Source organism: Anaerotruncus rubiinfantis (genome assembly GCF_900078395.1).
Taxonomy (GTDB): domain Bacteria; phylum Bacillota; class Clostridia; order Oscillospirales; family Ruminococcaceae; genus Anaerotruncus; species Anaerotruncus rubiinfantis.
Genome location: NZ_FKLA01000009.1, coordinates 1,105,710 through 1,130,378 on the forward strand (window position 1 = coordinate 1,105,710; position 24,669 = coordinate 1,130,378).

The 24,669-nt window shown below is 54.5% G+C and carries 22 protein-coding genes and 1 tRNA gene; 9 read left to right on the top strand and 14 right to left on the bottom strand.

Annotated elements, in window-relative coordinates; translation table 11 throughout:
* Positions 1–21: 21 nt before the first annotated feature.
* Together BN4275_RS10835 and BN4275_RS10840 are read right to left on the bottom strand one after the other, a co-directional pair.
* Positions 22–1,017 (bottom strand): DUF4397 domain-containing protein, encoded by a 996-nt coding sequence (locus BN4275_RS10835; protein WP_161940198.1) that lies wholly within the window; start codon positions 1,015–1,017, stop codon positions 22–24.
* Positions 1,018–1,170: 153 nt separating this feature from the next.
* Entirely contained in the window at positions 1,171–2,559 is a 1,389-nt protein-coding gene (locus BN4275_RS10840) for an MATE family efflux transporter (protein WP_066457957.1), read from the bottom strand.
* A 209-nt stretch (positions 2,560–2,768) separates the two neighbouring features.
* Between BN4275_RS10840 and BN4275_RS10845 the strand changes: the two genes are divergently transcribed.
* Together BN4275_RS10845 and BN4275_RS10850 are read left to right on the top strand one after the other, a co-directional pair.
* Positions 2,769–3,206: a MarR family winged helix-turn-helix transcriptional regulator gene (locus BN4275_RS10845; RefSeq protein ID WP_066457960.1), complete on the top strand. Its 438-nt coding sequence runs from the start codon at positions 2,769–2,771 to the stop codon at positions 3,204–3,206.
* A 399-nt stretch (positions 3,207–3,605) separates the two neighbouring features.
* Positions 3,606–4,331, top strand: coding sequence for a response regulator transcription factor (locus BN4275_RS10850; protein ID WP_066457963.1), 726 nt, complete (start codon positions 3,606–3,608; stop codon positions 4,329–4,331).
* 70 nt (positions 4,332–4,401) lie between these two features.
* On the opposite strand, the gene BN4275_RS10855 is transcribed toward BN4275_RS10850, so the two are convergent.
* The 6 genes from BN4275_RS10855 to BN4275_RS10880 all read right to left on the bottom strand — a co-directional run bounded on the left by BN4275_RS10855 (position 4,402) and on the right by BN4275_RS10880 (position 11,040).
* Positions 4,402–5,340, bottom strand: coding sequence for a hypothetical protein (locus BN4275_RS10855; protein ID WP_242863636.1), 939 nt, complete (start codon positions 5,338–5,340; stop codon positions 4,402–4,404).
* Between the two features lie 419 nt (positions 5,341–5,759).
* Positions 5,760–6,842 (bottom strand): hypothetical protein, encoded by a 1,083-nt coding sequence (locus tag BN4275_RS10860; protein WP_066457968.1) that lies wholly within the window; start codon positions 6,840–6,842, stop codon positions 5,760–5,762.
* 315 nt (positions 6,843–7,157) lie between these two features.
* On the bottom strand, positions 7,158–8,453 hold the full coding sequence (locus tag BN4275_RS10865; protein WP_066457970.1) for a HAMP domain-containing sensor histidine kinase: 1,296 nt from the start codon (positions 8,451–8,453) through the stop codon (positions 7,158–7,160).
* Positions 8,450–9,133 (bottom strand): response regulator transcription factor, encoded by a 684-nt coding sequence (locus BN4275_RS10870; RefSeq protein ID WP_066457972.1) that lies wholly within the window; start codon positions 9,131–9,133, stop codon positions 8,450–8,452. The genes BN4275_RS10865 and BN4275_RS10870 overlap by 4 nt, the downstream gene beginning before the upstream one ends.
* Positions 9,134–9,560: 427 nt before the next feature.
* On the bottom strand, positions 9,561–10,007 hold the full coding sequence (locus BN4275_RS10875) for a C-GCAxxG-C-C family protein (RefSeq protein ID WP_066457978.1): 447 nt from the start codon (positions 10,005–10,007) through the stop codon (positions 9,561–9,563).
* Between the two features lie 136 nt (positions 10,008–10,143).
* Positions 10,144–11,040 carry a LysR family transcriptional regulator gene (locus tag BN4275_RS10880; RefSeq protein WP_066457979.1) on the bottom strand — a complete coding sequence of 299 codons (897 nt, stop codon included), beginning with the start codon at positions 11,038–11,040 and terminating at the stop codon, positions 10,144–10,146.
* Positions 11,041–11,226: 186 nt separating this feature from the next.
* On the opposite strand from BN4275_RS10880, the gene BN4275_RS10885 reads away from it, so the two are divergent.
* On the top strand, positions 11,227–12,255 hold the full coding sequence (locus BN4275_RS10885; protein WP_242863637.1) for a YeiH family protein: 1,029 nt from the start codon (positions 11,227–11,229) through the stop codon (positions 12,253–12,255).
* A gap of 375 nt (positions 12,256–12,630) precedes the next feature.
* On the top strand, positions 12,631–13,242 hold the full coding sequence (locus tag BN4275_RS10890; protein ID WP_066457981.1) for a hypothetical protein: 612 nt from the start codon (positions 12,631–12,633) through the stop codon (positions 13,240–13,242).
* Between the two features lie 78 nt (positions 13,243–13,320).
* On the opposite strand, the gene BN4275_RS10895 is transcribed toward BN4275_RS10890, so the two are convergent.
* Positions 13,321–15,102 carry a glycerophosphodiester phosphodiesterase family protein gene (locus tag BN4275_RS10895; RefSeq protein ID WP_066457983.1) on the bottom strand — a complete coding sequence of 594 codons (1,782 nt, stop codon included), beginning with the start codon at positions 15,100–15,102 and terminating at the stop codon, positions 13,321–13,323.
* Between the two features lie 160 nt (positions 15,103–15,262).
* Positions 15,263–15,345, bottom strand: a tRNA-Leu gene (locus BN4275_RS10900).
* A gap of 528 nt (positions 15,346–15,873) precedes the next feature.
* Here BN4275_RS10900 and BN4275_RS10905 point away from each other — a divergent pair.
* The 3 genes from BN4275_RS10905 (at position 15,874) to BN4275_RS10915 (ending at position 18,623) form a co-directional block, all read left to right on the top strand.
* Positions 15,874–16,827, top strand: a complete 954-nt coding sequence (locus BN4275_RS10905; RefSeq protein ID WP_066457986.1) for a GDSL-type esterase/lipase family protein — start codon at positions 15,874–15,876, stop codon at positions 16,825–16,827.
* 13 nt (positions 16,828–16,840) lie between these two features.
* The gene (locus BN4275_RS10910; RefSeq protein WP_066457989.1) at positions 16,841–17,317 is read left to right on the top strand and encodes a DUF4358 domain-containing protein; all 477 of its coding nucleotides are present in this window, start codon (positions 16,841–16,843) and stop codon (positions 17,315–17,317) included.
* A gap of 370 nt (positions 17,318–17,687) precedes the next feature.
* A complete protein-coding gene (locus tag BN4275_RS10915) occupies positions 17,688–18,623 on the top strand; it encodes a magnesium transporter CorA family protein (protein WP_066457991.1) in 936 nt (311 codons plus the stop codon).
* A 335-nt stretch (positions 18,624–18,958) separates the two neighbouring features.
* Here the strand turns inward: BN4275_RS10915 and BN4275_RS10920 are convergent, their stop codons facing one another.
* Entirely contained in the window at positions 18,959–19,186 is a 228-nt protein-coding gene (locus BN4275_RS10920) for a helix-turn-helix domain-containing protein (RefSeq protein ID WP_066457995.1), read from the bottom strand.
* A gap of 118 nt (positions 19,187–19,304) precedes the next feature.
* On the opposite strand from BN4275_RS10920, the gene BN4275_RS17325 reads away from it, so the two are divergent.
* Positions 19,305–19,496, top strand: coding sequence for a hypothetical protein (locus BN4275_RS17325; protein WP_147349458.1), 192 nt, complete (start codon positions 19,305–19,307; stop codon positions 19,494–19,496).
* 235 nt (positions 19,497–19,731) lie between these two features.
* On the opposite strand, the gene nifU is transcribed toward BN4275_RS17325, so the two are convergent.
* The 3 genes from nifU to rnhA form a co-directional block, all read right to left on the bottom strand.
* Positions 19,732–20,160 (bottom strand): Fe-S cluster assembly scaffold protein NifU, encoded by a 429-nt coding sequence (gene nifU, locus BN4275_RS10925; RefSeq protein ID WP_066457997.1) that lies wholly within the window; start codon positions 20,158–20,160, stop codon positions 19,732–19,734.
* Positions 20,161–20,199: 39 nt separating this feature from the next.
* The gene (gene nifS / locus BN4275_RS10930) at positions 20,200–21,390 is read right to left on the bottom strand and encodes a cysteine desulfurase NifS (protein ID WP_066457999.1); all 1,191 of its coding nucleotides are present in this window, start codon (positions 21,388–21,390) and stop codon (positions 20,200–20,202) included.
* Positions 21,391–21,478: 88 nt separating this feature from the next.
* The gene (gene rnhA / locus BN4275_RS10935) at positions 21,479–21,928 is read right to left on the bottom strand and encodes a ribonuclease HI (protein ID WP_066458002.1); all 450 of its coding nucleotides are present in this window, start codon (positions 21,926–21,928) and stop codon (positions 21,479–21,481) included.
* A gap of 223 nt (positions 21,929–22,151) precedes the next feature.
* Here rnhA and BN4275_RS10940 point away from each other — a divergent pair, with 223 nt between their 5' ends.
* Positions 22,152–24,470: a sugar phosphate nucleotidyltransferase gene (locus tag BN4275_RS10940; protein WP_066458005.1), complete on the top strand. Its 2,319-nt coding sequence runs from the start codon at positions 22,152–22,154 to the stop codon at positions 24,468–24,470.
* Positions 24,471–24,669: the final 199 nt, after the last annotated feature.

Sequence of the window (24,669 nt, forward strand, 5' to 3'; positions counted from 1 at the left end):
CAGGCAACTGGAGAGGGCGGGTCAGCGGTCCTCGACGACCATTGTCTGAAGCGCTTCGGGAGAGCTGTCCCGGCTGAGGATGTAGACGGTATACATCGCGTTTGGCCGTACGTCCACATAGAAGGAGACGAGCACTTCCGGCATTTCAAGGGTCGCTATGTTGGAGGAAAGCGTTTCGATATCCTCGAAACGCGGAGTCGGGCGCAGGCTGGTTTCGGTGATGTAGAACTCATAAGACCCGCGGCGTACCCGTTTGAAAGAGGTCACTTCCTTGAAGCGCACGTCGGAATAGACCACGCGGCCATCCGCGAGGAGTATGTCAAGCGGATTCGAGCTGTACGCGAGATTGCAGACCCGGAAACAGGACATGCCGGGCAGTTTGAGGCAGGGCGAGTCGGAAATCTGCATCAAATCCAGCCCGCTGGCCGAGTTGATGATGGCAATGGTGCTGGCGTCGTCCGAGCGGAAAGGCATGGATTTCTGCAGATAGACATATCCGTTTGAGCCGGTTACGGTGATGGTCTGGAAGCCGCTGGCCACCCTGCCGTACGGAGTGAGCGACGCAAAGCCAAGCCCGCCCGCGATGTAACGGTTGTTGATGTAGACTCGGAACGGCCGGTATCCATAGGCCGCGTTCAGGAACCGCACCTGTCCGTTGCGTTTGCCGGTGTTACAGAAAAAGCACGGGGGATTGGGCTGCGGAAATACGGGGAAGGTATCCCCTGGTGCGACCGGTCCACCCTCGCCGGGGTTTGGCAGGGGGATGACCGGGACGTTTTCACCGCCGGGGAAAACAGGCCCGCCCTCGCCGGGATTCGGAAGCATGTTGCCCGGCGTATTTGCGCTGCCGGGGAAAACAGGCCCACCCTCGCCGGGATTTGGCAGCAGGTTTCCGGGGATGCCGCCGCCTGGAGCTGCAACAGGCCCGCCTTCGCCGGGGTTCGGAAGCATGCTGCCCGGGACGGACGACCGGCTCCACATGGAATAATCGTCCATGTTATCAGATGAAGCGTTCAAGATTCTCCATCTCCTTTCAGGTTTTGTACTATCATATTAGCTCCGGGATCTTTTGGTGATAGACAATCCCCTTGAAAAGACGGCTTTTCCCGCACTTTATTGATTTTGGACACAAAAAATCCCCCGCCGGGATCGCGGCGGGGGAAAGAGCCCCTATTCGCTTTGTTCGGACAGTTCGCGCAGGGGTTTGATCTCCTTTTTGTAGAGGTAGGCCATATAAACGGCGCAGAGCGCGACCGAGAAGATTTCAGCGAGTGGGAACGACCACCACACCGCCTCCAGCCCGCCGAACTTGGCGAGCAGCCATGCGGAGGGCAGCAGGATGATCAGCTGGCGCACAACCGAGACTGAAAGGCTCAAAAAGCCATGCCCAAGCGCCTGACAAACCGACAGCGAACAGATACAGAAGCCCGCGAAGACGAAGCTCAGGCTGATGATCCGCAAAGCAGGCACGCCAATGGCGATCATTGTTTCGGAGGCGTTGAAGATCGAAAGAAGCTGCGGCGTGAAGAGCCAAAAGGCAGCCACCCCCAAAAACATGATCCCAACCGCATAGCAGGCGCTTAACAGGAAGGTTTTGGCCATCCGGTCAGGTTTGCGCGCGCCGAAATTATAGGAAAGGATCGGAACCATACCGTTATTGAGCCCGAAAATCGGCATGAAGATAAAGCTCTGAAGTTTGAAATAGACTCCGAACACTGCCGTGGCGGTCGAAGTGAACGCGATGAGGATTTTGTTCATTCCGAAGGTCATCACAGAACCGATGGAGGCCATGATGATCGAAGGCACGCCAACTGCGTAAATTTTTCCGATGACAGCGCTGTCTGGACGGAAATTTTTTGCCCGCAGGTCGAGCTCCTCGTTCTTTTTGCAGTTAAAATAGACTGCGAGGATGAAAGCGACGATCTGACCGGTCACAGTGGCGACCGCCGCGCCGGCCACGCCAAGCTTTGGAAATCCCAAAAGCCCGAAGATCATAATTGGATCAAGGATAATATTGATGATGGCGCCGGTTCCCTGGGTAATCATCGTATAGAAAGTCCGGCCGGTCGACTGAAGCAGCTTTTCAAAAACGATTTGACCAAATATCCCGAATGAGCAGACACAGCAGATGGTGAGATAGCTGGTGCCTTCGACCACGATCTCAAGAATATCGGTCTGCATCAGAAAGAAGGTACGGGTGCAGAAGATCCCCAGAAACGCAAAAACGATGAAACTGAGCCCGGCCAGGAAAATGCCGTTGACAGCGGTTTTATTGGCAAGATGGAAGTTCTTTTCCCCAAGGCTTTTTGAGAGCAGCGCATTGATGCCGACACCGGTACCGGTGCCAACAGCAATCATCAGGCTTTGCGCGGGAAACGCGAGCGACACGGCGGTGAGCGCGTTTTCGCTCAGCTGTGCCACGAACATGCTGTCCACGATGTTGTAAAGCGCCTGTACCAGCATGGAAATGACCATCGGCAGGGACATGGAAATGAGCAGTTTTCCCACCGGCATAACGCCCATTTTATTCTCCGCAGGTTGGGCAGTGTTTTCGTTCATATGTATTCCTCCCTAATAAATGTTGGAAATGCAACCAAATCAGCGGAAGTTGGAGCATTTTTTATCGCGTCAATTCAGCACATTTACTATTCTATGGAATTAAAATTTATTTGTCAAGCCAAAAATTTGAAGAAATTCATTGACAATGCAAATTGCACAAGGTAATATAAAAGTTGCAATTGAAACTGTTAGAACCGGAGGTGGACAGGATGTTGGAATTCCCGGAACAGGATCTGCTGAAGCTGATTTCGGTGGTGCAGCGTAAAACCCAGATGTATCTCAATGAACAGTTCGCTTCGGTCGGAATCACCGGCGGGCAGGCGCCATTCATCATGATTGTCTGCGAGACTCAAGGCCTGCCGCAGAGCCGTTTGGGCGAGCTGCTTGATATGGACAAAAGCACCGTTGCCAAGATGCTTTCGCGCCTGGAAGCGCAAGGTTATATCACCCGCAGGGTCAACGCGGATGACTGCCGGTCTTTTGACATCTGTCCAACCGGCAAGGCGTATAAAATTTATCCTTTTCTCGAGCAGGTGGGGGAACGATGGGTGGCCCAGATGACTTCGGGCCTCACCGGGATCGAGCAGGCTGTTTTCTATGAGCTGCTGAAAAAAGTAGCCGGCAACACGGCCGCATATTTTGACTGACTGAAAACGAGCCTCCCATCTGGGGGGCTCGTTTCGATTTATCGGCAGAAAATTTACATTTGCCACGTGGGAATTAACATTGGATTTAAACGGAAATTGTATAATAATGCCATAGAGTGCCGAATTGGGGCGGAAAACAAAAAAACCGCCACAGCGGTTTTTTTGTTGGAGAGTTTTTGCTTTTAAACTGATTTACAGGAGGCATGTGCCCGGATGAGGAATCCGAGGCTCATGAGCATTTAAGCCCATCGGCAATGCCGACCCCTAAATGTTATTTATATTATAATGTGTGCATATGCAAATTGTGTTATGGATTCATGTGGAAACGGTTGAGAATCCGGACATTTTTTATGAACGGGCTTCGATCCGGCCCGGCTGACAACAGGGAGGAAAACACGGATGGTTCCAATGGTACTATTTGCCCAGAACGAAACGAATGTCAGAAATGCGGAAACCGCCCGGCAGCACCGTGTGCGGCTCATTCAACGGATTTATGATGAAGGATGGCAGGTGTTGAATGCCTCGACAGCCTCACAGGTTCATCATTACCTGGAGGGACAGAAAGTGTCGCTCATCATCCTGGACGCGGCAGGATATCGCGGAGACCGTGCTGAACAATTCAAACGGATGCGGGAACTCACCGATGCGCCGATCCTTGTCATCACCGACGCGACCGACGACCGTACCGAACTGGAAATTCTCGACAACGGCGCGGACGATTGTCTGCGCCGCCCGGTGAGTGACCAGATTATCATTGCGCATGCAAAGTCTCTTTTGCGCCGGGCGGATGCGCTGCCCGCGCCGGAGCTGATTTTTGATGAGCTGCGAATCAGTCTGGCGGAGCATGTGGTGGAATTGGACGGTGTACAGCTTGATCTTACGCCAAAGGAATTCGAGCTGCTCTACTACTTTGCAAAGAATCCGAATCTTGCGCTTTCCCGCGTCCAAATCCTCAATCATGCGTGGGGATGGAATTACGCAGGGGAGGAACGCACGGTGGACAGCCATGTGAAAGCTCTGCGCAGCAAACTGGGTTGGGCTGGACGGCATATTGTCACTGTGCGCAGTGTCGGCTATAAATTCGTCTGGAACCTGCCGGAAAAAAGTGCGGTGCATGCCGAATAAATTGCAGCAAAAAGAAACCCGCCGGTTGTGGAGGCAACCGGCGGGTTTTCTTATTAAGGCAGGATCTTAATTATTTGGAGCTTTTCTTGAACGCGACAGCGCCAGCAGCAGTCAGAGAAACAACAGCGGCAACAACCGCTACGTTAACCATGTCGCTGGAACCGGTCTGCGGGATGTCTTTGCCGCCGTCAGGGGTGGTGACATCGGCAGCTGCATCGTCGTCATCCTCATCGTCAGCGTTGATCGCTTCGATGTCGAGCTCAGTGTCGGAGAGGACGTAGGTGCCCAGGACGCGGGTCTTCATGGACCAGCCAGGGATCTCTTCGTCATCTTCGGAGAAGGTGAACTTGTCGGTGACATCGGTCAGGTTGCCGTCAGCATCTTTCTCGTAGATGAAGCAGCTTTCCGGATCCGGAATATAATCGTCATCATCTTCGTCCCACGGAATGCCAAGGGTCAGGGTCGCGCGGGAGGTCGACGGGATGGTCGGGTTGGTGACGAAGTCATAGAACCACAGGTCAGCGTCAACCGGATCGCCGTACTCAGCGTACAGGGTGCGGTCGGTGCTGGTGGACAGACGGGCATAGAATTTGGAAGCATCGTCGTCAGCTTCGAACTTCAGAGCGGCACGGTCGTCGCCCCAGATCAGGGTATTGGTGTCGTTGTCGTCAGGATCGAAGTAAACGCGGTCGCCGGAATCCGGGTTGTCGTCATTCTCGGTTTTTTCGTTGTTGATCCAGAAAGAATACGGGATCACGATCTCGTCATCTTCCAAAAAAGTAGCATTTCCACTAACATCATCTTTGATCTTGTCATCGGTGGAATCCTTCTTCGCGGTGAAAGTGATTTCACCATCGGTGTGGATTTCATCGGTGGTAGTGGTGTCAGCAAGAACGATTTCTATCACGAGGTCTGCACGAGCCTCGCCAGCCACTTTCTTGTCGGTCAGCAGTTTGATGGATTTGATCATCTTGCCATTGGTATCTTTGTCATAGTCGAATTTGAACATATCATCATCTTTGAGATCATCAGTCGATGCTACACGACTTCCAGTAACATTGACATCACCGTCATCAATGATAAAATACAAAGTCTGATTCGGAATAATGCCGTCGCCGTCAATCTCCTTACCAAGAGTATAGTCAGCGGTTACATTCTCATCATCATCATCGTATACTTTTGAAATGTTGATATCGCTCGCAGCCAGAGCAGCGACGGAAGCAAAGCTCATGACCATCGCAGCGGCCAGGATTCCCGAAAGAATCTTTTTCATTGGAAATTCCTCCTAGAAAAATAGTTTTGATCAATTTATCGTCAAGGGTATCCTCCAATACCCCGGACTTCCGCTTTTTGGAAATTCCCTTTTAAAATGTTCGGGAAAGAACGGATGTGGAGAGTCATCCGTTCTTTCCGGTTTGAATCAGTTAATTAGAAGCCAGTGCCGGGGTTGACTTTGTCAGCGTCGACAACTTCGTCAGCCGGGACTTCATCGTCAGCGTCAGCATCCGCAACCGGAGCTTCAGCGAAGATATAGGTGCCCAGGCGGCGGGTCTTCATGGTGAAGACATACTCGTCGTCGTCATTGTAGTCGAAGGAGCCCTTGTCGGTGATGTCGATGAGCTCGCCATCTTCGGTCTCTTCGTAAACGATGATCGCATCTTCGTCAACAGTCAGATCGCCATCTTCGTCAACGTAAGGAACGACCAGTTCGAGAACCGCACGGGAGGTGGAGGAAATCTCCGGAGTACCAACCCACTGACGGACGAAAGCGTCCTGATCGTTGAAGAGCTCAGCATACTTCACGTTGTCCCACTTGGTGGAGAGTTTCGGGAAGTACTTCGCAACATCGGAATCAGCGTTGAAGGTCAGGACTGCGAGCGTATCGTTCTCGTCTTCCCAGGTGATGGTGTTCTCTTCGTTCTTAACCGGCTTGATCATTTTGCCGCCGGTGCCAGCCATCTCGTCGCTGTCATCGGTGGTGTCAACATCGTTGCTCATCCAGATGGTGAACTCAGGCATGTTGACAGTGATATCCTTGGCGGCAGGATGAGCATCATCCCAATCCGTCTTGGAAGAGAAGGAAGCTTCAAAGCTGATCTTATACTCGTTGTCGGTCATATCGTCGACGAGTTTAACCTCGATCGCAGTGACACGATTTGAATTCCCTGGAACAACTGCTTTGTCGACCAGTTTGATCGATTTGATGTATTTGCCGTTCTCGGTCTTCTTATACTTGAATTTGAACAGGTCGTCATCACCGAACTCTTTGTTGGTGATAGCAGTACCGGTTGTGGTCGGAACGACAAAATAATAGGTTTTGTCCGGCAGGCTTTCAAGTGTGTTAGTTCCATTCTCTAGATTAGTGGTGCTGTCTTTCATAAAAACCGAATCATAAGCATCGACGTCTCCTTCGCCATCAGTCAGAGCAAGCGCCTGATCAGCCGCAAAAGCGACAACGCCCATGCTCATGACGGTAGCAAGCGCCAGAACCAGTGCAAGTACCTTTTTCATTGGGAATCTCCTCCTAGAAAAAATATTTGAAATTTGCGCATTTTGCTCAGGGTCACCTCTCCAGTTGTATCCCTGATGTTAAAAATTATAGCTTTGCGGGAAATTTTGGTCAATTGTGTTTGTTACCGTTTTGTAACCTTTCTTGTGAAATGCACCAATTGAAGTGGCAATTTTAGCATATTACACAGAATATTTCTGGAAATATGCACAAATGATGATGATTTTATGATGAAAATATGGAAGTTAAGTTATGGGTCGGTGGAGGAAAAAACGAAGCGCCAATCTTCCGAATGGCGCCCCGTTTTTTTTACAGTATCATAAGGTCACGGTGAAGACGGTCCCTGTATCCGTGCTGCTTTCCACGGTCACATTTCCGTCGTGCAGCTGCACGATCTGCTGAACAATTGACATTCCCAACCCATGGCCGCGTACCTCCCGGCCATTCCCTGCCCGGAAGAACCGCTCGAAAATCCGCTCAAGCTGCTGCGGAGGGATGGGGTCCCCGCCGTTGCGGATGGTGACGACCGAATGCCCGTTTGCCTGGAATACACGCACCTCGATCCTGCCGCCCTGCGGGGAAAATTTGATCGCATTGTCAATCAGGTTACTCCAGACATGTTCCAGCATCCATCTGTGGCCGGTCACCGGCACCTTTTCCAGATTGAGATCGAGCGACAGCTCCTTTTCCGTCCATCGCGGCTCCATGGACACAAACACCCGGCGGATCTGTTCGGAGATGTCCACTTCTTCCAGCATTTCGGGCGAGGGCTTGCGGTCCAGACTGCGAACCAGAAGAATATTGTCAACCGTTTCGGTCACCTGCTGCAGTTCCATGTTGATTGCCTGGATATAGAGCGGTTCCTGTTCGGTGTGGATATGTTTTTCCAGCAGTTTTGCATACCCGCTGATCGCTGCCAGCGGGGCTTTGAACTCATGTGAAAAGACCGACATAAAGTTTTTGTGCAGGATGGTGGTGTTTTCGATTTTGCCAACCATGAGATTGAAATCCCGGACAAACAGGCTCATTCCGCCGTTCCCCGGCAATTCCGGCACGCGCACGCTGAAATCTCCTTCGGCAACCTTGTGCGCCGCGCGGCTCAGGCGGGCGGCGGGAAGCAGAATGTGCCGGATAACCAGCAGGATTGCGGCGATGCCAATCAAAAGACAGATGGTGAACAGTGTCAGGACAGATTTCATAAACCCGCGTTCCAGTTCGGGCGAATGGATGCGCAGACGGATATATCCGCCTGTGTCCACACGGCGATATTGCGTCACGGTAAGAGCCATCCCGGGTACACGCTCGAAAATGGTCACCGAACCGGTTTCGATCAGTTCTTGAAGCTGTGCTTCGGTGAGATTTTCTTCGGACAGGGACTCCAGGATCAGGCATTCCTCCTGCCCATCGGGAAAGATTTGTGAAGCGGCATCCTTTCCGCCTTCACAGACGAGCATGTCCGAGATGTGATCAAGCAGGCGGTCCGCGGGGATTTCGATTGCATGCTCATAATATCCTTTCCACATGCAATGTGACCAGATGATCGTGACGATGCCTGAAGCAATAAATGCCGCCAGGAGAAGTACAATGACCTTTAGAAAATATTGTTTTTTCATAGGCGCTCAGCCTTTATGACTGCTTTATATCCGAGTCCGCGCACGGTATCGATTGTGAAGGGGGAATCTCCGGTGAAGCGTTCGCGCAGCCGGTTAATATGTACGTCGACTGTGCGGGGGTTGGTGTCAGTATCGACACCCCAAACCTCGTCCATCAGTTCCTGGCGGGTAAAGATGCGCCCAGGATAGGAGAGCAGCAGGAACAGCAGATAGAATTCCTTCTGCGGAAGCGTACAGACGCCTTTGCCGTTTCGCAGCTCCAGGCTGGCATAATCGAGCACGACGTCCCCGATGCGCAGCTGCTTTTCACAGCTGATGTTGCAGCGGCGCAGGATCGCGCGGATTCGCATGACCAGCTCCTCCAGATCCACCGGTTTGATCAGGTAATCGTCTGCGCCGACCGCGAACAGTTTTCGTTTGTCGTCAAAAGTGGACTTTGAGGTGACGACCAGGACAGGTATGTTCAGATGATGTTTGCGCAGCAAACGCACAAGATTTTCTCCATCCATATTTGGCATGAGGATGTCCGCGACGATCAGATCCACCCGATTTTTTTCGAGTATGCCGAGCGCCTGGATCCCATCGCCCGCAAAAAGGGTGTCAAACCCCTCCGATCGCAGGTAAATGTCTTCCAGTTTTCGAATTTTCGGATCGTCATCCACAATCAGGATTACCGCCATTGAACTCCCTCCCAATCATGTGCCATGAATTTGCTGAAAGGCATAAAACAACAATTATAAAGTATAGCGCCACGATTTTCGCCTGTCATCAGGTCTGGCCATTTGTTTGCAGGAAGTTCATAATCCAAGTTTTAGGGTTAATATTTGGTTTATCTTTCTATTTTTTCCCAAAAAATTCTTGCGTATCCGGATACAAAAAAGGCGCGCGGACTGGCCGCGCGCCTTTTTTGTATTTTTTAAGAAACTTTCTTTTTTTCTTCCGGAGAACTGTTTCGGCTGTTCCCATCAGGCGGCCCCTGCGCAGCGTCACCGGGTAGTTGCGTTTTTTGCAAGGCGGCCGGGCAGATTGCTCTGCCCCAGGCTGCAGGCATAAAAATGAGCGGCGGAAAATTTCCGCCGCCCGGCTGGGGTGCCGTCCAGAAAAGCGCTATTCGTTGGGGCCGTCATATACCTCAAACCGGCCGGGGAAAAGGGTGTCCTCCACAATTTTGGCGCAGTCGATCACACAGCCGCGGCAGCTGCGCAGGCGATCGGTTTTCCCATCGGTGCCGCGCAGGGTTTTACAGAGGGTGGTGGTGTTCATTTCGGAAAACCGATCCGCCATTTTGCGCCCGAGTTCAAAGGTGGAGAATTTAGAGGCGGGTTTTTCGAGATTCGCGTCACTGTTTTTGAGCCCGGCAAGCAGCACCATGGCGCAGACGCTGCCGCAGGTTTCATACATGCCGGCTATGCCGAGCCCAAAGCCTTCGGAAGCGCGGAAAGCGGTGATCTCATCCATTCCCAGAAGATCGCTGTAGGTGCAGACGACCGCCTGACAGCAGTTATAACCGTCCCGATGCTTTTGCGCGGAGATGCCGACTCTGCTTTTTTCCATTTGTAAAGACCCCTTTTTCTTTTGTTCGCCCCTATTATAATCCCTCCCGGGAAAGAATCAAGCCCTTTCGGTACAATTTGCGATGGGCATTTTGAATTCCCCTATTCAGAAAACGAATCCAAAAAACCGCCGGCGGTCAGCCGGCGGTTTGGCTTTCCAAAGATCTGAGAATCCGGATCAGCTGGGACAGCAGAGGATCGGTAGGGTCCCTGCCGTTCAGGATATAGGAAAATTTGCGGGAGCAGGGTTTTTCCATCGGGAGCGCGACCAGTGTGCCGGAATCAAGCTCATGGCGGACCGCGCTTTCCGAGATGAGCGTCACACCAAGGCCCTGCCGCGCAAGTTCGGCATTGGCGGTGTTGGAGTTGCATTCGATCTGGCTTGAGACCTTGATCTGGCTGGAGGTGAGAAAATCCCTTTGATACTGCCGGGTGCCGGAACCGGATTCCCGGGTGATCCAGGGCAGCTCGCCAAGCTTTGCGGGGTTGAACGAGGTGATCCCGGCTGCCAGGGACGGGGCGGCGACCAAAATGAGCTGATCGGTGTAAAAGTCCGCCCGTTCAAAATCGTAATACATGTTGCGGCCTTCAATGAGGCCAATGTCGATTTCGCCGCCGCGCAGCCAGTCGCAGACCTGCCGGGTGTTGCCGATGGTGACACTGATGACCGCCGCGGGGCAAGCGTCCGAGAAGGCGCGCAGCACTGCCGGGAGCAGGTGATCCCCGACCGTGCGGCTGGCGCCGACGTGCAGCTGTTCAAGCGTTTTCCCCTTATGAGGCAACACTTCGCGCACCGTCGCGTCCACGAGCGCGAGGATCTCCACGCAGCGCTCATAGACAAGCTCCCCCTCCGGGGTCAATTCCACGTTCGCGCCGTAGGAGGAGCGGTTCAGAAGGGTTGCGCCGTTAAAGAAAATTTCCATCCGTTTTACCTGCTGGCTGACGGTCGGCTGAGAAAAGGAAAGCTTTTTAGCAGCTTTGGTGAAGCTTTTCGTCTCCGCCACCGCCACAAAGGTGCGCAGTTCTTCAAACATCTTGTTTCATCCCATTCCGTAGTTCTTTCCTTTTCAGTATACAGCATCCGGATGGCGTTCGACAAGCCGGAATACGGAGGTATTGAATTTTGCAATGGGGGAATCCGACATTTCAATTTGCGAAGCGGCGCCCGCGTCCCATATAATGGGGATCAGACTGTTTGGAAAGAAGGAACCGAATTGCATTTGAGAATACCTGCAATCGATCAAAAGAAACTGTTTGGGCTGCTTCCGGGCTTCCTGGCCTGCCTTGTGATCGCCCTGATCGCTCAGGTGGTGGTGAAGCTCGCCCCGACCGTCGGAGCGGCGCTGTTTGCCATTGGAATTGGGATGTTCGCCGGGAATACCTTTTTGAACCGCCCGGCTTTCGATACCGGGACAAAATTTTCCGAAAGCCGTCTGCTGGAATATTCGATCGTGCTGACCGGAATGACCTTGGATCTGAACGATATGCTCGGCGTGGGGCTTGGCGGAATCGGCTATATCCTGTGCCAGATGGCCCTCACCATCACCGCCGCTTACCTCATCGGGCGCAGGCTCGGCTTTGGAAAAAAATTTGTCCTGCTCATGTGCGCTGGGAATGCGGTTTGCGGATCATCCGCTATCGGAACGGTCGCGCCGATTGTCAAGAGCGACGCAAAGGACAAGGGCATTTCGATCACCATTGTGAACGTCACCGGGACGGCGCTGATGATCCTGCTGCCGGTTTTGACCGGACTTATCTACGGGCATGAGGTGCTGCATACCTCCGCGATGATCGGCGGGACGCTGCAGTCGATCGGGCAGGTGATCGCTTCCGCCGAGATCGTCGGCGGTCCGGTTATCGAGATGTCCACCATCTTCAAGATTATCCGCATTATTTTCCTGGTGCTGGTGGCGCTTACCTTTTCAAAACTGGACACCGAGGAAGGCGCAAGCCTGTTCGCCTCCCACCCGAAAAACGACGTGCACGTGAAGGCGCGTGTTCCATGGTTCATTATCGGATTTTTCATTTTCAGTGTGGTGAACAGCCTGCAGCTGATCCCTGCGCCGGCCAGCGCTGCTGCGAAAGCGGTCAGCAGCCAGTTTGAGATCATCGCGCTGGCCGCCATTGGCATGCGGGTCAAGTTTGCCGACCTGCTGCGGGAAGGTCCGCGCGCCATGCTCTATGGCGGGCTGGTCGGCTGTTGCCAGATCCTGTTCGCACTCGCGCTCATCTTTTTATTCTTCCGCTGATCCTCTATCCCACATACACAAATACGGCAGACGCCGGGCATTTGCCCGGCGTCTGCCGTATTGCGTCAGCTTACAGAATATCGCGGGCCTGGGCAAACATCGGCCGTCATCGTTTCAGCCAAGGACGCTCCGCCCGGTCGGGTGGAGCGGATTTCGTGTTGTAGCGGCCATTATCTTGTGAAGCCGTTTCTGCCGCTTCAACTGGTGGCCCGGGTCAAGGCGTTTTTCCAGCACGCCGCGCAAAGCGAGGAATATTGTGGAGCTCCTTTGCGCTTTTAAAAAAGGAACCGCCGGCTGACGGTTCCTTTTTCACCAGCTTTGTGATATGATAAACGAAAACAGCGTCCATCACCACGTCATAAAGAGGGAAAATCCATGAGGGTATCCGTCAGGCGGCGCTTTACGGACGCGCCGCAAGAATACAATGTCTATAGCCAGCTGCGGCGCGGCGGCGTCCTCGTACGCTGCCCCAAATGCGGCGGAGCGGCGGTTTTGCGACTGCGGGGGGAGGACTACCGCCTGACATGCGAAAGCTGCCGCTTCAGTGAGACCCGTGTTCCGATGAAACCGGTGGTCGCCGCGCAGAACGCCTGTATCGCCTGCGGACGCTGGTTCAATCTGCGGCTGCCGGAACAGTTGGCCCCTTATCCGCGCGCGAAGGTGGCCTGCCCGTACTGCAGGATCGAACAGACCGCTCCAGTCCGGAGGATTGGTTTTTCCGGTGCGGATGTTCTGGATGGGTTGGAGCTCTATTTCAAGGGGGCCTACCGCGGGCATGTCGTCTGGGCGCTCAATCGGGAACATCTCGGATATCTTATCAATTATATCGGCGCCGGCCTGCGTGAGAAACATCTCTCCACAAACGGCGCAGGGGACTGGTATGTGCTCCAAAGCGGACAGGCGCAGCGGCTCCCGGGTTGGATGAAGAAGGCGAAGAACCGGGATGGGCTCTTAAAACTGCTTAAGAAGATGCGGGAACTGCCATAAAGGATTCTATATAATAAGGAAACAGATCCTCCGGATATTCACCGGGGGATCTGCTGCTGTTTCCTGCGCTTTCCCGTTTTAGAAAAACAGGCCGGTCACAGCGTCCAGCAGGAGGTTTTCACCGTTATTTTCAATGCAGTACTCCGCGAGGATTATATTGTCGGTGACCAGCCCATCCACCTCGCAGTACAGCAGTTTTGCCAGCGTTTTCGTGGAGTTGGCCGTCCAGCCGTATACCATTCTGCCTTCAGCATGAATCTGTGCCACCATCCCCGCGGACAGGGAGGAGGTTTCCACACTGTAGCAGTCCACATTTGGCAGGTCGTAGCGGTCGGAAACCAGCAGTGCGCAGATGTAGACCGTCTGCATTTCCGGCATCAGCGCCTTGGTGCGCGCGAGGATATTGAGATCCATTGAAGCAATGCTGCACTGCTGCCGCATCCCGTGCTTTTGGATGAGCTCCAATGTTGATTCCACCAGTTTGGTCTCATGCCCGGTTGATTTCAGCTCGATCATCAGACCAATCCGGCCTTTTGCGGCCGTCAGCATCTCTTCCAGTGTTGGGATCGGTTCACCGGTGAATGTGGGGGAGAAATGAGACCCGGCTTCCAGACTGCGGACATCAGCATAGGAGGCGTCCCAGACCTGCCCGTTGCTACCGGTAGTGCGCTGGAAATTTGTATCATGCAGCACGATGAGTGTGCCGTCTCCAAGCTGCTGCACGTCGATTTCTGCCTGATCCGCGCCGTCACTGATCGCCTGTTCAAGCGCGGCAACCGTGTTTTCCGGCGCAAAGAATCCACCCGCCCGATGTGCGACAATCTGTGGATTCTCCCATAGCAGCCGCGGAAACGGGCCGCCTATTTCCGATTCGCTGGCAAAGATCAAAAAGACAAGGGTAAACAGGGCAAATGCTGTCCGTTTCAGAATGCCTATGAACCCTGTCTTTTTCCCTGGGACGGCCGACGGGCGCTTTTCCTGCCGGCAGGCATGGTACAGCACGACGGTGACAGCGCACAAAAATACCGAGGCGAGAGTGGCGGCTGCGATAGTCCCCGCGCGCTGAAAGGCAATAAAATAGAATTGGAACTGCGCATGTGCCTGTGCCAGAGGATAAAACGCCCTTGTATATCCGGCCAGCAGCAGGACTGCGGCCGCTGCGGCGAACGCCAGAACAGCGGTAAAAACAGCAGCGAAGCAGAGCAGCATGCCAAAGATGCGCAGATTTTTTTTGCGCAGCAGGCGACTGCTTTCCCGCCAGGAATCAAGGAAGGATGCGCCGGCTAAGAACATCGCGGGAAAACCAAACAGATAGCGAAACAGGATCAGATTGCAGAGAAGGACCACGCCCGCATAGAGCAAGGTCAGCAGGGGCGCCGCGCGGATATAATCCAGGACGAATTCCGGGAGGCGTATGTTTTGCAGCCAGCCGCTGGAAAGGGAGAATGCGGAGAGGAGAAGCGGAGGGAAAAGCAGCAGCACACCGGCCCGCTTCATCCGGAAAAGGCTGGCGGTGCGCAGGAGGCTTTCCCTCCAGAGCCCCAGGAAAGTGAGATCCCGCCGCTGCCAGCCGGATTCACAGTACAAAAACAGCACAATGATTTCAAAAAGCAGATAGAAAGCCAGCAAAAGCAGGAGCCCGGCGGCCAACAGCAGCGCCAGCGGGGAGCGCAGGATTAGCCCCAGATTCTGCGGCCCCAGATAGGGAATACCCGCCAGCTTGGGGAGCTTTTCCATCTGGGACTGGAGAAAGGGAAACAAAATGCCGAATCCAGCCGTTTTATAAAGCACTTCAAAGCAGAGCAGCTTATCCCATCCGCGCAGGACAACGCCAAAAATCTCCGCCAGTTTTTCACGCATCTGAATCCCTCCTCAGTGTGTCGAAACCCATTGCCGGATCATTGAAATGAGTCTGTCCTATCTTTCCCAAAGCAGCAGAGAAATACCGGCTTCACGGGGACTTTTCCGAAAAAAGAAAAAGACCTTGCAGATGGGCTTTTAAAGCCAATCTACAAGGTCTTGGTGCGGCAGATGGGACTTGAACCCACACGCTCGCGCACACGCCCCTCAAACGTGCCTGTCTGCCGATTCCAGCACTGCCGCAAAGAAGGGAAAGAACCGTCGGAAAACGCGCGAGCTTCACTCGACGAATTACATCTTATCATATTGAAGGAGGCGTGTCAAGGACAAATTTGATTTTCTTGGAGAATTTGGAAAACCTGGCTGGCCGCGGCAGGAGTTTTACAAAAAAGCAGCACTATAATGGAAGGACGCCCAAATGTGTAAAGATGCTATGACACTATGTATAATTTGTGAAGAGTGCGTGAAATGCCGAGATTTTGCAGGCAAATGGATGCATATTTTTCGGCCTCGAGACGAATATACAGTTGATAAACCGTTGAAATGGTTGGGGATATCATGTGAATTCGCGGCCGATTGGGCGGACAGAGCTGTGGAAAACTCGGTGGAAAGTGTTTATAACTGTTTGTATACTCCTATTTTTTACATTTTGTTCATTTTGCGCAGGGGCCCGCCTGTTTACAATTGTGGAAGAGTTGTTGTATAATTAACCGATACGACGAATGCTTGTCCATCCTGGGCAGGCCGCATGAGATTTAGGGAGAAATTGCCATGTCAGACAGACCGATTAAAATAAACCGCGGGCCAAAAAAGAATTCCATTTGGCCGGTGCTGGGGTTGATTGGCGCCGCGATTGCCATTGCGCTGATCATCGCTTTCGTATGGCAGAGTATGGCCGGGGGAGCGCAGGCGCAGTCAAGCGGGCCCAGCTCCTCGCCGGCGTCTTCGAGCAGCCCTCCGCCGAGCACGCCGGAAGAATCCTCCGCGGCGCCGTCCTCTTCGGAACCGGAAGAGGAGGAACTGCTGGTCTTTGATGGGGCAGTACCCGAAAGCGAGCGCGTGAAAAGCACCTATTTTGACGACGCTGTTTTTGTGGGCGATTCAATCACAACCGGCATCGACCTCTATGGCGTGATGAAAAACACCGACGTGCTGGCGGATACCGGTGTAAACCTCGGCTCGGTCTACACCAAGGAAGCGGTTAAGCAGGAGGACGGAACCCGGATCCCCATCATGGACGCGCTCGGGCAGAAACAGTATGCAAAGGTATACATCATGCTGGGCGGCAACGAAGTACGTGACGAAGACCAGCAGACCTTCATCAGCCGCTATGGAAAACTCATTGACGACGTGCGTGAAATCCAGCCGAACGCGCTCGTCTACGTCCAGTCGATCCTGCCGGTGACCCTGAACAATCAGTATAATATGAACAACGACAAGATCGACACTTTTAATGCCGCGCTGCTTGAACTCTGCAAGGAGAAGGGCGTCTACTATCTGAATGTCGCGGAGAAGTTTAAGGATGAAAACGGCCGGCTGCCGGACGCGGCATCCCCGGCGGATGGCATGCATTTCGGCCCGGATTACTATCAGATCTGGTTCACCTATCTCAAGACCCATGTCGTAGGCATGCCGCCGGCGGCTTCTTCTGAACCGGAAGACCTGGCGGCGGAAACAAGCAGCTCCTTCCCAGAGCCGGGAGCGGAGCTGGAAACGGTTGAATAAGGAGACGATTGCAATGAGAAAACTGATATCAGGAATTTTGGCGATTGCCGCGTGTGCGGCGCTGCTGGCCGGCTGCGGCGGAAAGGAAGCGGACTCCGGTAAACAGCCCGCGGCGGCGGACGTGGTCAAGGCGGTTGCGGATGAGCTTACCTTTAAAGATGCGATGATCACACTGGAAGACGACATGGTTGAAAATATCTACAACCTGGATATGGAAAAGATTGCAGACAAATCCTGCTACATCAGCGGCAGCCGTGCAACGGCCGAGGAGGTTTCGGTTTTTCAGGTGAAGGACTCCGCTGACCTGCAGATGGTGAAAGATGCGGTTGCAGAACGCATCGACGACCAGAAGCATGCCTATGAAAGCTACAATCCGGGGGAGATGGTCAAAATCAACGGTGCGGTCACTCTCACGCATGGCAATTATGTGATCCTCGTCATGGCGGACGACACCTCCAAAGTGGAAGAAACCTTTAATGCGCAGTTCTGAACATGCTCCGCAGGCCCCCTCCCCGTCCGGGAAGGGGGCCTTTTTGTATGTTTTGGGTAAAAAAGACGTAAAAAGGCGGGATTTGTTCAAAAAACCCCGATTTGACCAGTTTTCGACAAATAGTTAATTTTATTGCCGGATAACGCGAAAATGCGCTTGCATTCGTCTGGGGTTGTGCTATAATAGATAAGGCGTAAAACGGGCGGCGGCCTGTAAGAAATCTGCCGGAATTGAATTTTTGGAGGTGTAGATGTGAACCCTGACCCTGGAAGTAGTTGTCCAGTTCGACAACGCGTGATCAGAAAAGAGAATATCGGCAGGGGCACATCCAACCGCTAAGACCGTACCCCTGCGGAAAAGGGGTATTACGATGCTTAACTTCTACAAAACCGTTGACAATCGTATTATCAGGATCGACGCCCCCGAAACCGGCTGCTGGATCTGTGCCATCAGCCCTTCGGAAGCGGAGATCGCCTACCTCACCGGCGACCTCGAGATCGAGCCGGATTTCGTGCGTGCCGCGCTCGACGAAGAGGAAAGCTCCCGCATCGAGAGTGAGGAAGGCCAGACGCTGGTGATTGTTGACTACCCGGTGGCTGATCAGCAGGATGACGAAAACAAAACCATCCTCTACACCACCATGCCAATGGGAATCATTATGACGCGGGACTATGTCCTGACCGTCTGCCTGCGGGAAAACCTGCTCATCAGCGAAATGGCGGAAGGCCGTGTCAAAGGCCTGCAAACCTCGCTGAAAACGCGTTTCCTGCTCTTAACCCTGCTGCGGATCGCCGCGCGCTTTCTGCAGTACCTCAAGCAGATCGACAAAATCTCCTCAATGACCGAAACACGCCTGCATCAGTCGATGCGCAACAAGGAGCTCATCCAGCTTCTGGGCTTGGAAAAATCGCTTGTGTTTTTCTCCACATCGCTCAAGTCCGATGAGATCACGCTCGAGAAAATCCTGCGCGGCCGGATTATCAAGCTGTATGAGGAGGACGAGGACCTGCTGGAAGATGTGCTCATCGAGGTCAAGCAGGCGATCGAAATGTGTAATATCTATTCGAATATCCTTTCCGGGACGATGGACGCCTTCGCGTCGGTCATCTCGAATAACCTCAATATCGTCATGAAGGTGCTCACCGCCATCACCATCGTCATGGCCATCCCCAATATGGTGTTCAGCTTCTTCGGCATGAACGTGGTGGATCTGCCGTTGCCGTATTCGTGGTTTCCAATCGCGCTGTCGCTCGGGCTTTGCGGGATTGCGGCGCTTATCCTCTGGAAAAAGAATATGTTCCGATAAAAAACATCCCCCGGGTAAGCCGGGGGGTGTTTTTTGTGCGTTTCGCCGCGCCCATGGCATTGCGCCCTCCGCGCGCTCGGGGAACGCGCCCTTCGCGCGGCTGGGGAACGACGCGCCCTTCGCGCGGCTGGGGAACGCGCCCTCCGCGCGCCCGGGCCCCATTTCTTGCTCGTGCAAGAAATGGGGGAAAGAACACGCGCGGGGTATCCCCGCGACCCCGCGCCGCTTCGATGGCGGTGTGCGGGGTGAGCCCCGCATCCGCCATAGGCGGCGCAGCCGCTCGAAGAAAAGCTGGGTGCGCCGCGCGCTGGTGCTTCGCAAGGCGCGCGGGACCATTATCGCTTTGGGTAAGGCTTCTGGATCGCGGTACGGCCCAAAATGTAATCGGTGGATGTGCCAAGCTCGTCGGCGATGTTCTCCAAGAGTTCAATCCGCATGCGTCTCCGTCCGGTTTCGTAGCTTGCATAGGTTGAACCGGCCATGCCGAGCCGTTCACCAATATCATCTTGTGTCAACTTTTTATCTTTGCGCAGTTCCTTTAAAATGTCGCTGTTAACCGGCATTGCTATCGCTCCAATCGTAAAAATCTTGTCACCAGTTGCCATGTTTACAATTAGAGCATGTCATGTTACAATAGTTTTAATTCCTGTCACCATATGACAAGAAACGGAGGGAGTAGCAATGGAAAGAGATCCTTATTTCAGATTATTCAGTCGTGTAACGGAAGTGGAGGATACGTTAGAGCGGATCATGCAGATTCCGGGGATACCGATGGAAGCGCAGCGGGCGCTGGGGGTGACGGTGGAGGATCTGCGGGACGCGCAGCGGGAGTCGGAGGAACTTTATATAAACAAAGAACCGGAGGACCGCTGAGAGCGGTTCTCCGGTTTTTCGATCGGTTTGTCCTTATTGCGCGCAGCGCATCGCCGCAAGGTTGCGGCGATTTGTCCCGCGTGCTTTTTATCACGCGGCAAGTTGCGTTTTGTCTAAGCGGACGTACTCACAGGGGATTTTCAAGGGGGCTGTTGGAAGCCCCCTTGAACGTCCTTCTTTGGTGACTTTCTTGGACGCGCAAGAAAGTCACTCGTGCGCACGGCGAAACGTGCAATTAAAGGTTGTGGCAGGCGTCGCAGTCCTCAATATTCCCGACGATCGGGGTGGGATCGACGCCGTTCTTGCGGTAGTAATCGGCCAGCGCGGATTTGACAGCCTGTTCGGCCAGAACCGAACAGTGAATTTTGGAAGCGGGAAGACCGTCGAGCGCTTCGACAACAGCTTTGTTGGAAAGCTTGAGCGCGTCCTCAATGGTGGCACCCTTGATCATATCGGTCGCCATCGAGCTGGTTGCGATAGCGGCGCCGCAGCCGAAGGTTTTGAACTTGACGTCAGAGATGACGCCGCCCTCAATTTTTAAGTACATCTTCATGATGTCGCCGCATTTGGCGTTGCCGACTTCGCCGACGCCGTCCGCGTTTTCAATTTCGCCGACGTTGTGGGGGTTGGCGAAATGTTCCAGCACTTTATCAGAATACAGCATAATAGAACTTCCTCTCTATGACAATCAAAAATATACGGGTTACAGATTGACCGGCTCGCCTTTCATCATGTGTTCCCACATGGGGGACATGGCGCGCAGCCGTTCGATGATGGGCGGGACGCTTTCAATGATATGATCGATGTCCGCGTCATTGTTCCAGTCGGTGATCGAGATACGCAGAGAACCATGCGCAACCTCATGGGAAAGGCCGATTGCAAGCAGCACATGGCTGGGATCGAGCGAACCGGATGTGCAGGCGGAACCAGAGGAGGCGCAGATGCCGACAAGATCGAGCGACAGAAGCAGGGATTCACCCTCCACGCCCGGGAAGGAGATATTCACGTTGCCGCAGAGGCGGTGTTCCTGATCGCCGTTGAGACGGGACATCGGGATTTTGAGCAGCTCGCCGATGATCCGGTCGCGCATCGGCGTAACCTTTGCGATGCGGGCCGGGATGTCCGCGCAGGCGATCTCAATCGCCGTGCCAAGCCCGACGATCGAGGCGACATTTTCGGTTCCCGCGCGCCGTCCACGTTCCTGGCCGCCTCCGTCGATGAGGTTTGGCAGGACAATGCCTTTTCGCAGGTACATGACGCCCACGCCCTTCGGAGCGTGAATCTTGTGCCCGGAAAGGGAGAGCATGTCGATCTTCTGATCAACAACGTTGATTGGGACGTTGCCGACTGCCTGCACCGCGTCGGTGTGGAACCACACGCCCTTTGAACGGCAGATCTCCCCAATCTCAGGAATCGGCTGGATGGTGCCGATTTCATTGTTCGCATACATAATCGTAACCAGCGCGGTATCCGCGCGGATCGCATCCGCGACCTGCTGCGGATCGATCACGCCGAGCGGACCGACCGGAAGATAGGTGATTTCAAAGCCTTCCTTTTCGAGCGCGGCACAGGTGTGAAGGACCGCATGATGCTCGAACGCGGTGGTGATGATATGCTTTTTGCCCTTGGAGGCAAGCTTATGGGCCGCGCCTTTGATCGCCCAGTTGTCGCTTTCAGAGCCGCAGCCGGTGAAGTAGATTTCATCCGGCCGCGCGCCGAGCGCACCGGCCACCTGTTTGCGCGCGGCCTCGATGGCATGTCCGGCCTCGCGGCCTTTGGCGTAGATGCTGGAAGGGTTGCCGTAGCCGTCCTTGAGCCAGGGGAGCATCGCCTCCAAAACAGCGTCGGAAATCTGTGTGGTCGCGGCGTTGTCCGCGTATACAAATTTTTTCATATGCAAAACTCCATTCTGACGGGAATTGTTCTTTACATCTCAATTCTATACTGAATTGGTATAGAATTCAATAGGCAATCAAAAAAATTTACAAATTTCCCCGGATCTTTTCAATTGCGGCGACCGCAAGCGTGTCGCAGCGTTCGTTTTCGGGGTGGCCGTTGTGGCCGCGCACCCACTGGAACTGAACCTTGTGCTGCCGCAGCAGCGCGAGCAGTTTCTTCCACAGGTCGACGTTTTTGGCGGGCTCGCCGGGCGCGCGCATCCAGTTTTTCTTCTGCCAGCCGTAGACCCAGCCCTTTTCGATCGCGTCGACCACATATTTTGAGTCAGTGGTGACGGTGACCTCGCAGGGCTCCTTGAGCGCGGTGAGCGCCTCGATCACGGCGGTGAGTTCCATACGGTTGTTTGTGGTTTCGGCCTCGCCGCCGGAAAGCTCCTTCTCGTGCGCGCCGAACCGGAGCACAGCGCCCCAGCCGCCCGCGCCGGGATTACCGGAACAGGCCCCGTCGGTGAAAATTTCCACTTGTTTTGGCATCGGTGAACCTCCGCTGTCATTTGTTGTAATTTCAATTCTTTATTCTATACCATATTCCTCTGTTTTACAAGGGCAAACCGCCTGAATTACCGGATTTTATCCGGTAGAAAGCAGACAGACGTTCACAGCATGGAATTTTTTAGACGCTGTACGATAAACAGCCGGGAACCTGTCCATACTATCCATACGACTGCAAAATGGAAAATGGAGGGACGCATTCTTTATGAAAGCGGTAATTATGGCGGGCGGACAGGGTTCACGGCTGCGCCCGCTGACCGAACGCCTGCCAAAACCGATGGCCCGCCTCTGTGGCCGGCCGATCGTGGAATATATCTTGGAACTGCTTGCTCAAAACGGGGTTTCTGAAAGCATCCTGACCCTGCAATACCTGCCGGAAGTGATCCGCGCGCGTTTCCCGGAAGGGGATTTTGCGGGGATGGCGCTTTCGTTCGTGGAAGAAGATACGCCTCTCGGTACGGCGGGCAGCGTGAAGCACGCGGTGGGCGAAACGGCCGAACCGGTGCTCATCATCAGCGGAGACGCGCTTTGCGATTTCCCTTTACAGGAAGCGGTTGAAACGCACAAAAAAAGCGGTGCGTCGGTGACGCTCGTAACGACCAAGGTCGGCGACCCGCGGGAATACGGTCTGGTGCTCGCGGACGAATCCGGAAAGATCACCGGGTTTGTTGAGAAACCGTCGTTTGCGCAGGCGACCAGTGAGCTGGCAAACACAGGTATCTATATTCTGTCTCCCGAGGCGGTCAATATGATCCCGGAGGGGGAAAAATATGATTTTGCATCCGATCTCTTTCCCCGGATGCTCGCGGACGGGATGCTGCTGCAAAGCTGCGCGCTTTCGGGCTACTGGTGTGATATCGGGGATCTTTCGGCCTACCGGCGCGCGCAGAAGGATCTGCTCGACGGGAAGGTGCGGTGCCATCTGGCGGGAGAACGCGACTACGCGGGGAATATCCTGGCGGGCAGGCGGCCCTCCGGCAAATATGAACTGATCCCGCCGGTTTATATCGGCGCGGGCGTGCAGATTGGGGACAACGCGGTTGTAAACGCGGGCAGCGTGCTCGACGATGGGGTGACGGTGTCGTCCGGCGCGACGATCAGCGAAGCGGTGCTGCTCCCGCGCTGTGTAATCGGGGCGCGCGCGGGCGTGCTTTCAAGCGTTGTCTGCGCGGATGCGTCGGTCAAGTCCAAAGCGACCCTGCTCGAAGGCACCGCGGTCGGGGAAGGGGCGGTCATCGGCGCGAAAGCGGTTGTACGCGCGGGGGTGCGCATTGCGGGCGGCGCGAAGGTAAATGACGGGTCGGTTGTTTCCGATCACATCACCGCGCGCGGCGGCGCGGCCTGCTCGTTTGACGACGAAGGGCTCTGCGGGGAAATCGGCGTGGAGATTACACCGGAGGTTGCGGTCCGGGTCGGCTGCGCGGTCGGCACCATTGCCAGGGGCCGGGCGGTCGGCGTTGCGACAAGCGACCTTCGATGCTCAAAAGTGCTCGGCGCCGCGCTGATCGCGGGTATCCGTTCAACGGGCACGCCGGTTCTTGATTTCGGCGGGGCGTTTGAAGCGCTCTTTGGATTTGCGATGGCCTATAATGCGCTGGGGCTGGGCGTTTATCTCTGCGCGGGCGAACAGAGCACGATCAAGGTGGCCTGTGACGCGGGCCTTCCCGCAACGCGGAAAATCGAGCGGGAGATTGAACAGGCGCTTTCCCGCGGGGAGTTTGCGCGCGCGCCAAAGGAGGGGTACGGGGACTGTGTGGATATGTCCGGCATCGGCGTGATGTACCTGACCGAACTTTTGCGGCTCGCGCCGGACGGACTTTCCGGAATGTCGGCCTCGGTGCGTTCCGAGAATAAGACAGTGCGGCGGATTCTTACCGACGTGCTGCAAAAGCTCGGGTGCGATGTTTCAGGCGGCGGGATTCAGCTGAACATTTCGGAGAACGGGATGTCATTGGCTCTTGCGCAGGACAATGTGTCCGTCAGCCGACATCGGGCGGCCGCCGCATGGTGTATGGCGCAGTTTGAACAGGAGCGGGACGTGGCGGTGGAAAACGACTTCCCGCGCGCGCTCGAGGCTTTTGCCGCGCAGCGCGGCCGGAGGGTCTACCGGTACCTGCTCTGTCCGGCGGACGGCAGTGACTCGGAAGGCAGGAAGATTGCCGCGAAGCAGCAGTGTATGCGCGACGGGCTGATGCTTTCGGTGAGCCTGCTTGACTACATGCGCAGGCATGGGATCAGCCTGCGGGAACTGGATGCGATGATCCCGGCCTTTTCCACCGAAGAGGCGGTGGTGCAGATCGACCTGCCGCCCGCGCGGATTTTGGCGGGGCTTTCCCCTGAACAGGCCGGGGAAGGGGTGCTGCTGCGGCAGGACCGGGGCGTGGTGCTGCTGCGTCCGCGCAAACTGGGGGGCGCGATCCGGGTGTTCGCGGAGGCGGCGAACTGGGAAACCGCAAAGGAGCTGTGCGACGACGTTTCCCGCAGGCTCTCCGGTTTGCTTGACAAGGAACATGAGAAAGGTTAAAATATACAGTAATGATGTGTTCGGTTTTCGCAAGTTTCCTAAATCGCCGGCCGGGTGGGTTGCCCCGGCCGGGATCGGTTAACTGAATATCGCACGTTAGGATCGCCTATCTTTTGCATTTGCGTTTGTTCGGAATAAAAAAACGCGGAGCGGATGGGTTCATTTTTCTTGTGCTTAAAAAGAATAATTGCACAATGTA

Bases quoted from the DNA above. Each gene is read 5' to 3' on its own strand.
- BN4275_RS10920 (WP_066457995.1), bottom strand. From the start codon at position 19,186: ATGCCGGTTAACAGCGACATTTTAAAGGAACTGCGCAAAGATAAAAAG.
- BN4275_RS10910 (WP_066457989.1), top strand. From the start codon at position 16,841: ATGAGAAAACTGATATCAGGAATTTTGGCGATTGCCGCGTGTGCGGCG.
- BN4275_RS10895 (WP_066457983.1), bottom strand. From the start codon at position 15,102: ATGCGTGAAAAACTGGCGGAGATTTTTGGCGTTGTCCTGCGCGGATGG.
- BN4275_RS10840 (WP_066457957.1), bottom strand. From the start codon at position 2,559: ATGAACGAAAACACTGCCCAACCTGCGGAGAATAAAATGGGCGTTATG.
- BN4275_RS10890 (WP_066457981.1), top strand. From the start codon at position 12,631: ATGAGGGTATCCGTCAGGCGGCGCTTTACGGACGCGCCGCAAGAATAC.
- BN4275_RS10915 (WP_066457991.1), top strand. From the start codon at position 17,688: ATGCTTAACTTCTACAAAACCGTTGACAATCGTATTATCAGGATCGAC.
- BN4275_RS10855 (WP_242863636.1), bottom strand. From the start codon at position 5,340: ATGTTCAAATTCGACTATGACAAAGATACCAATGGCAAGATGATCAAA.
- BN4275_RS10865 (WP_066457970.1), bottom strand. From the start codon at position 8,453: ATGAAAAAACAATATTTTCTAAAGGTCATTGTACTTCTCCTGGCGGCA.
- BN4275_RS10845 (WP_066457960.1), top strand. From the start codon at position 2,769: ATGTTGGAATTCCCGGAACAGGATCTGCTGAAGCTGATTTCGGTGGTG.
- BN4275_RS10860 (WP_066457968.1), bottom strand. From the start codon at position 6,842: ATGAAAAAGGTACTTGCACTGGTTCTGGCGCTTGCTACCGTCATGAGC.
- BN4275_RS10850 (WP_066457963.1), top strand. From the start codon at position 3,606: ATGGTTCCAATGGTACTATTTGCCCAGAACGAAACGAATGTCAGAAAT.
- BN4275_RS10880 (WP_066457979.1), bottom strand. From the start codon at position 11,040: ATGTTTGAAGAACTGCGCACCTTTGTGGCGGTGGCGGAGACGAAAAGC.
- nifS (WP_066457999.1), bottom strand. From the start codon at position 21,390: ATGAAAAAATTTGTATACGCGGACAACGCCGCGACCACACAGATTTCC.
- BN4275_RS10940 (WP_066458005.1), top strand. From the start codon at position 22,152: ATGAAAGCGGTAATTATGGCGGGCGGACAGGGTTCACGGCTGCGCCCG.
- nifU (WP_066457997.1), bottom strand. From the start codon at position 20,160: ATGCTGTATTCTGATAAAGTGCTGGAACATTTCGCCAACCCCCACAAC.
- BN4275_RS17325 (WP_147349458.1), top strand. From the start codon at position 19,305: ATGGAAAGAGATCCTTATTTCAGATTATTCAGTCGTGTAACGGAAGTG.
- BN4275_RS10905 (WP_066457986.1), top strand. From the start codon at position 15,874: ATGTCAGACAGACCGATTAAAATAAACCGCGGGCCAAAAAAGAATTCC.
- rnhA (WP_066458002.1), bottom strand. From the start codon at position 21,928: ATGCCAAAACAAGTGGAAATTTTCACCGACGGGGCCTGTTCCGGTAAT.
- BN4275_RS10875 (WP_066457978.1), bottom strand. From the start codon at position 10,007: ATGGAAAAAAGCAGAGTCGGCATCTCCGCGCAAAAGCATCGGGACGGT.
- BN4275_RS10870 (WP_066457972.1), bottom strand. From the start codon at position 9,133: ATGGCGGTAATCCTGATTGTGGATGACGATCCGAAAATTCGAAAACTG.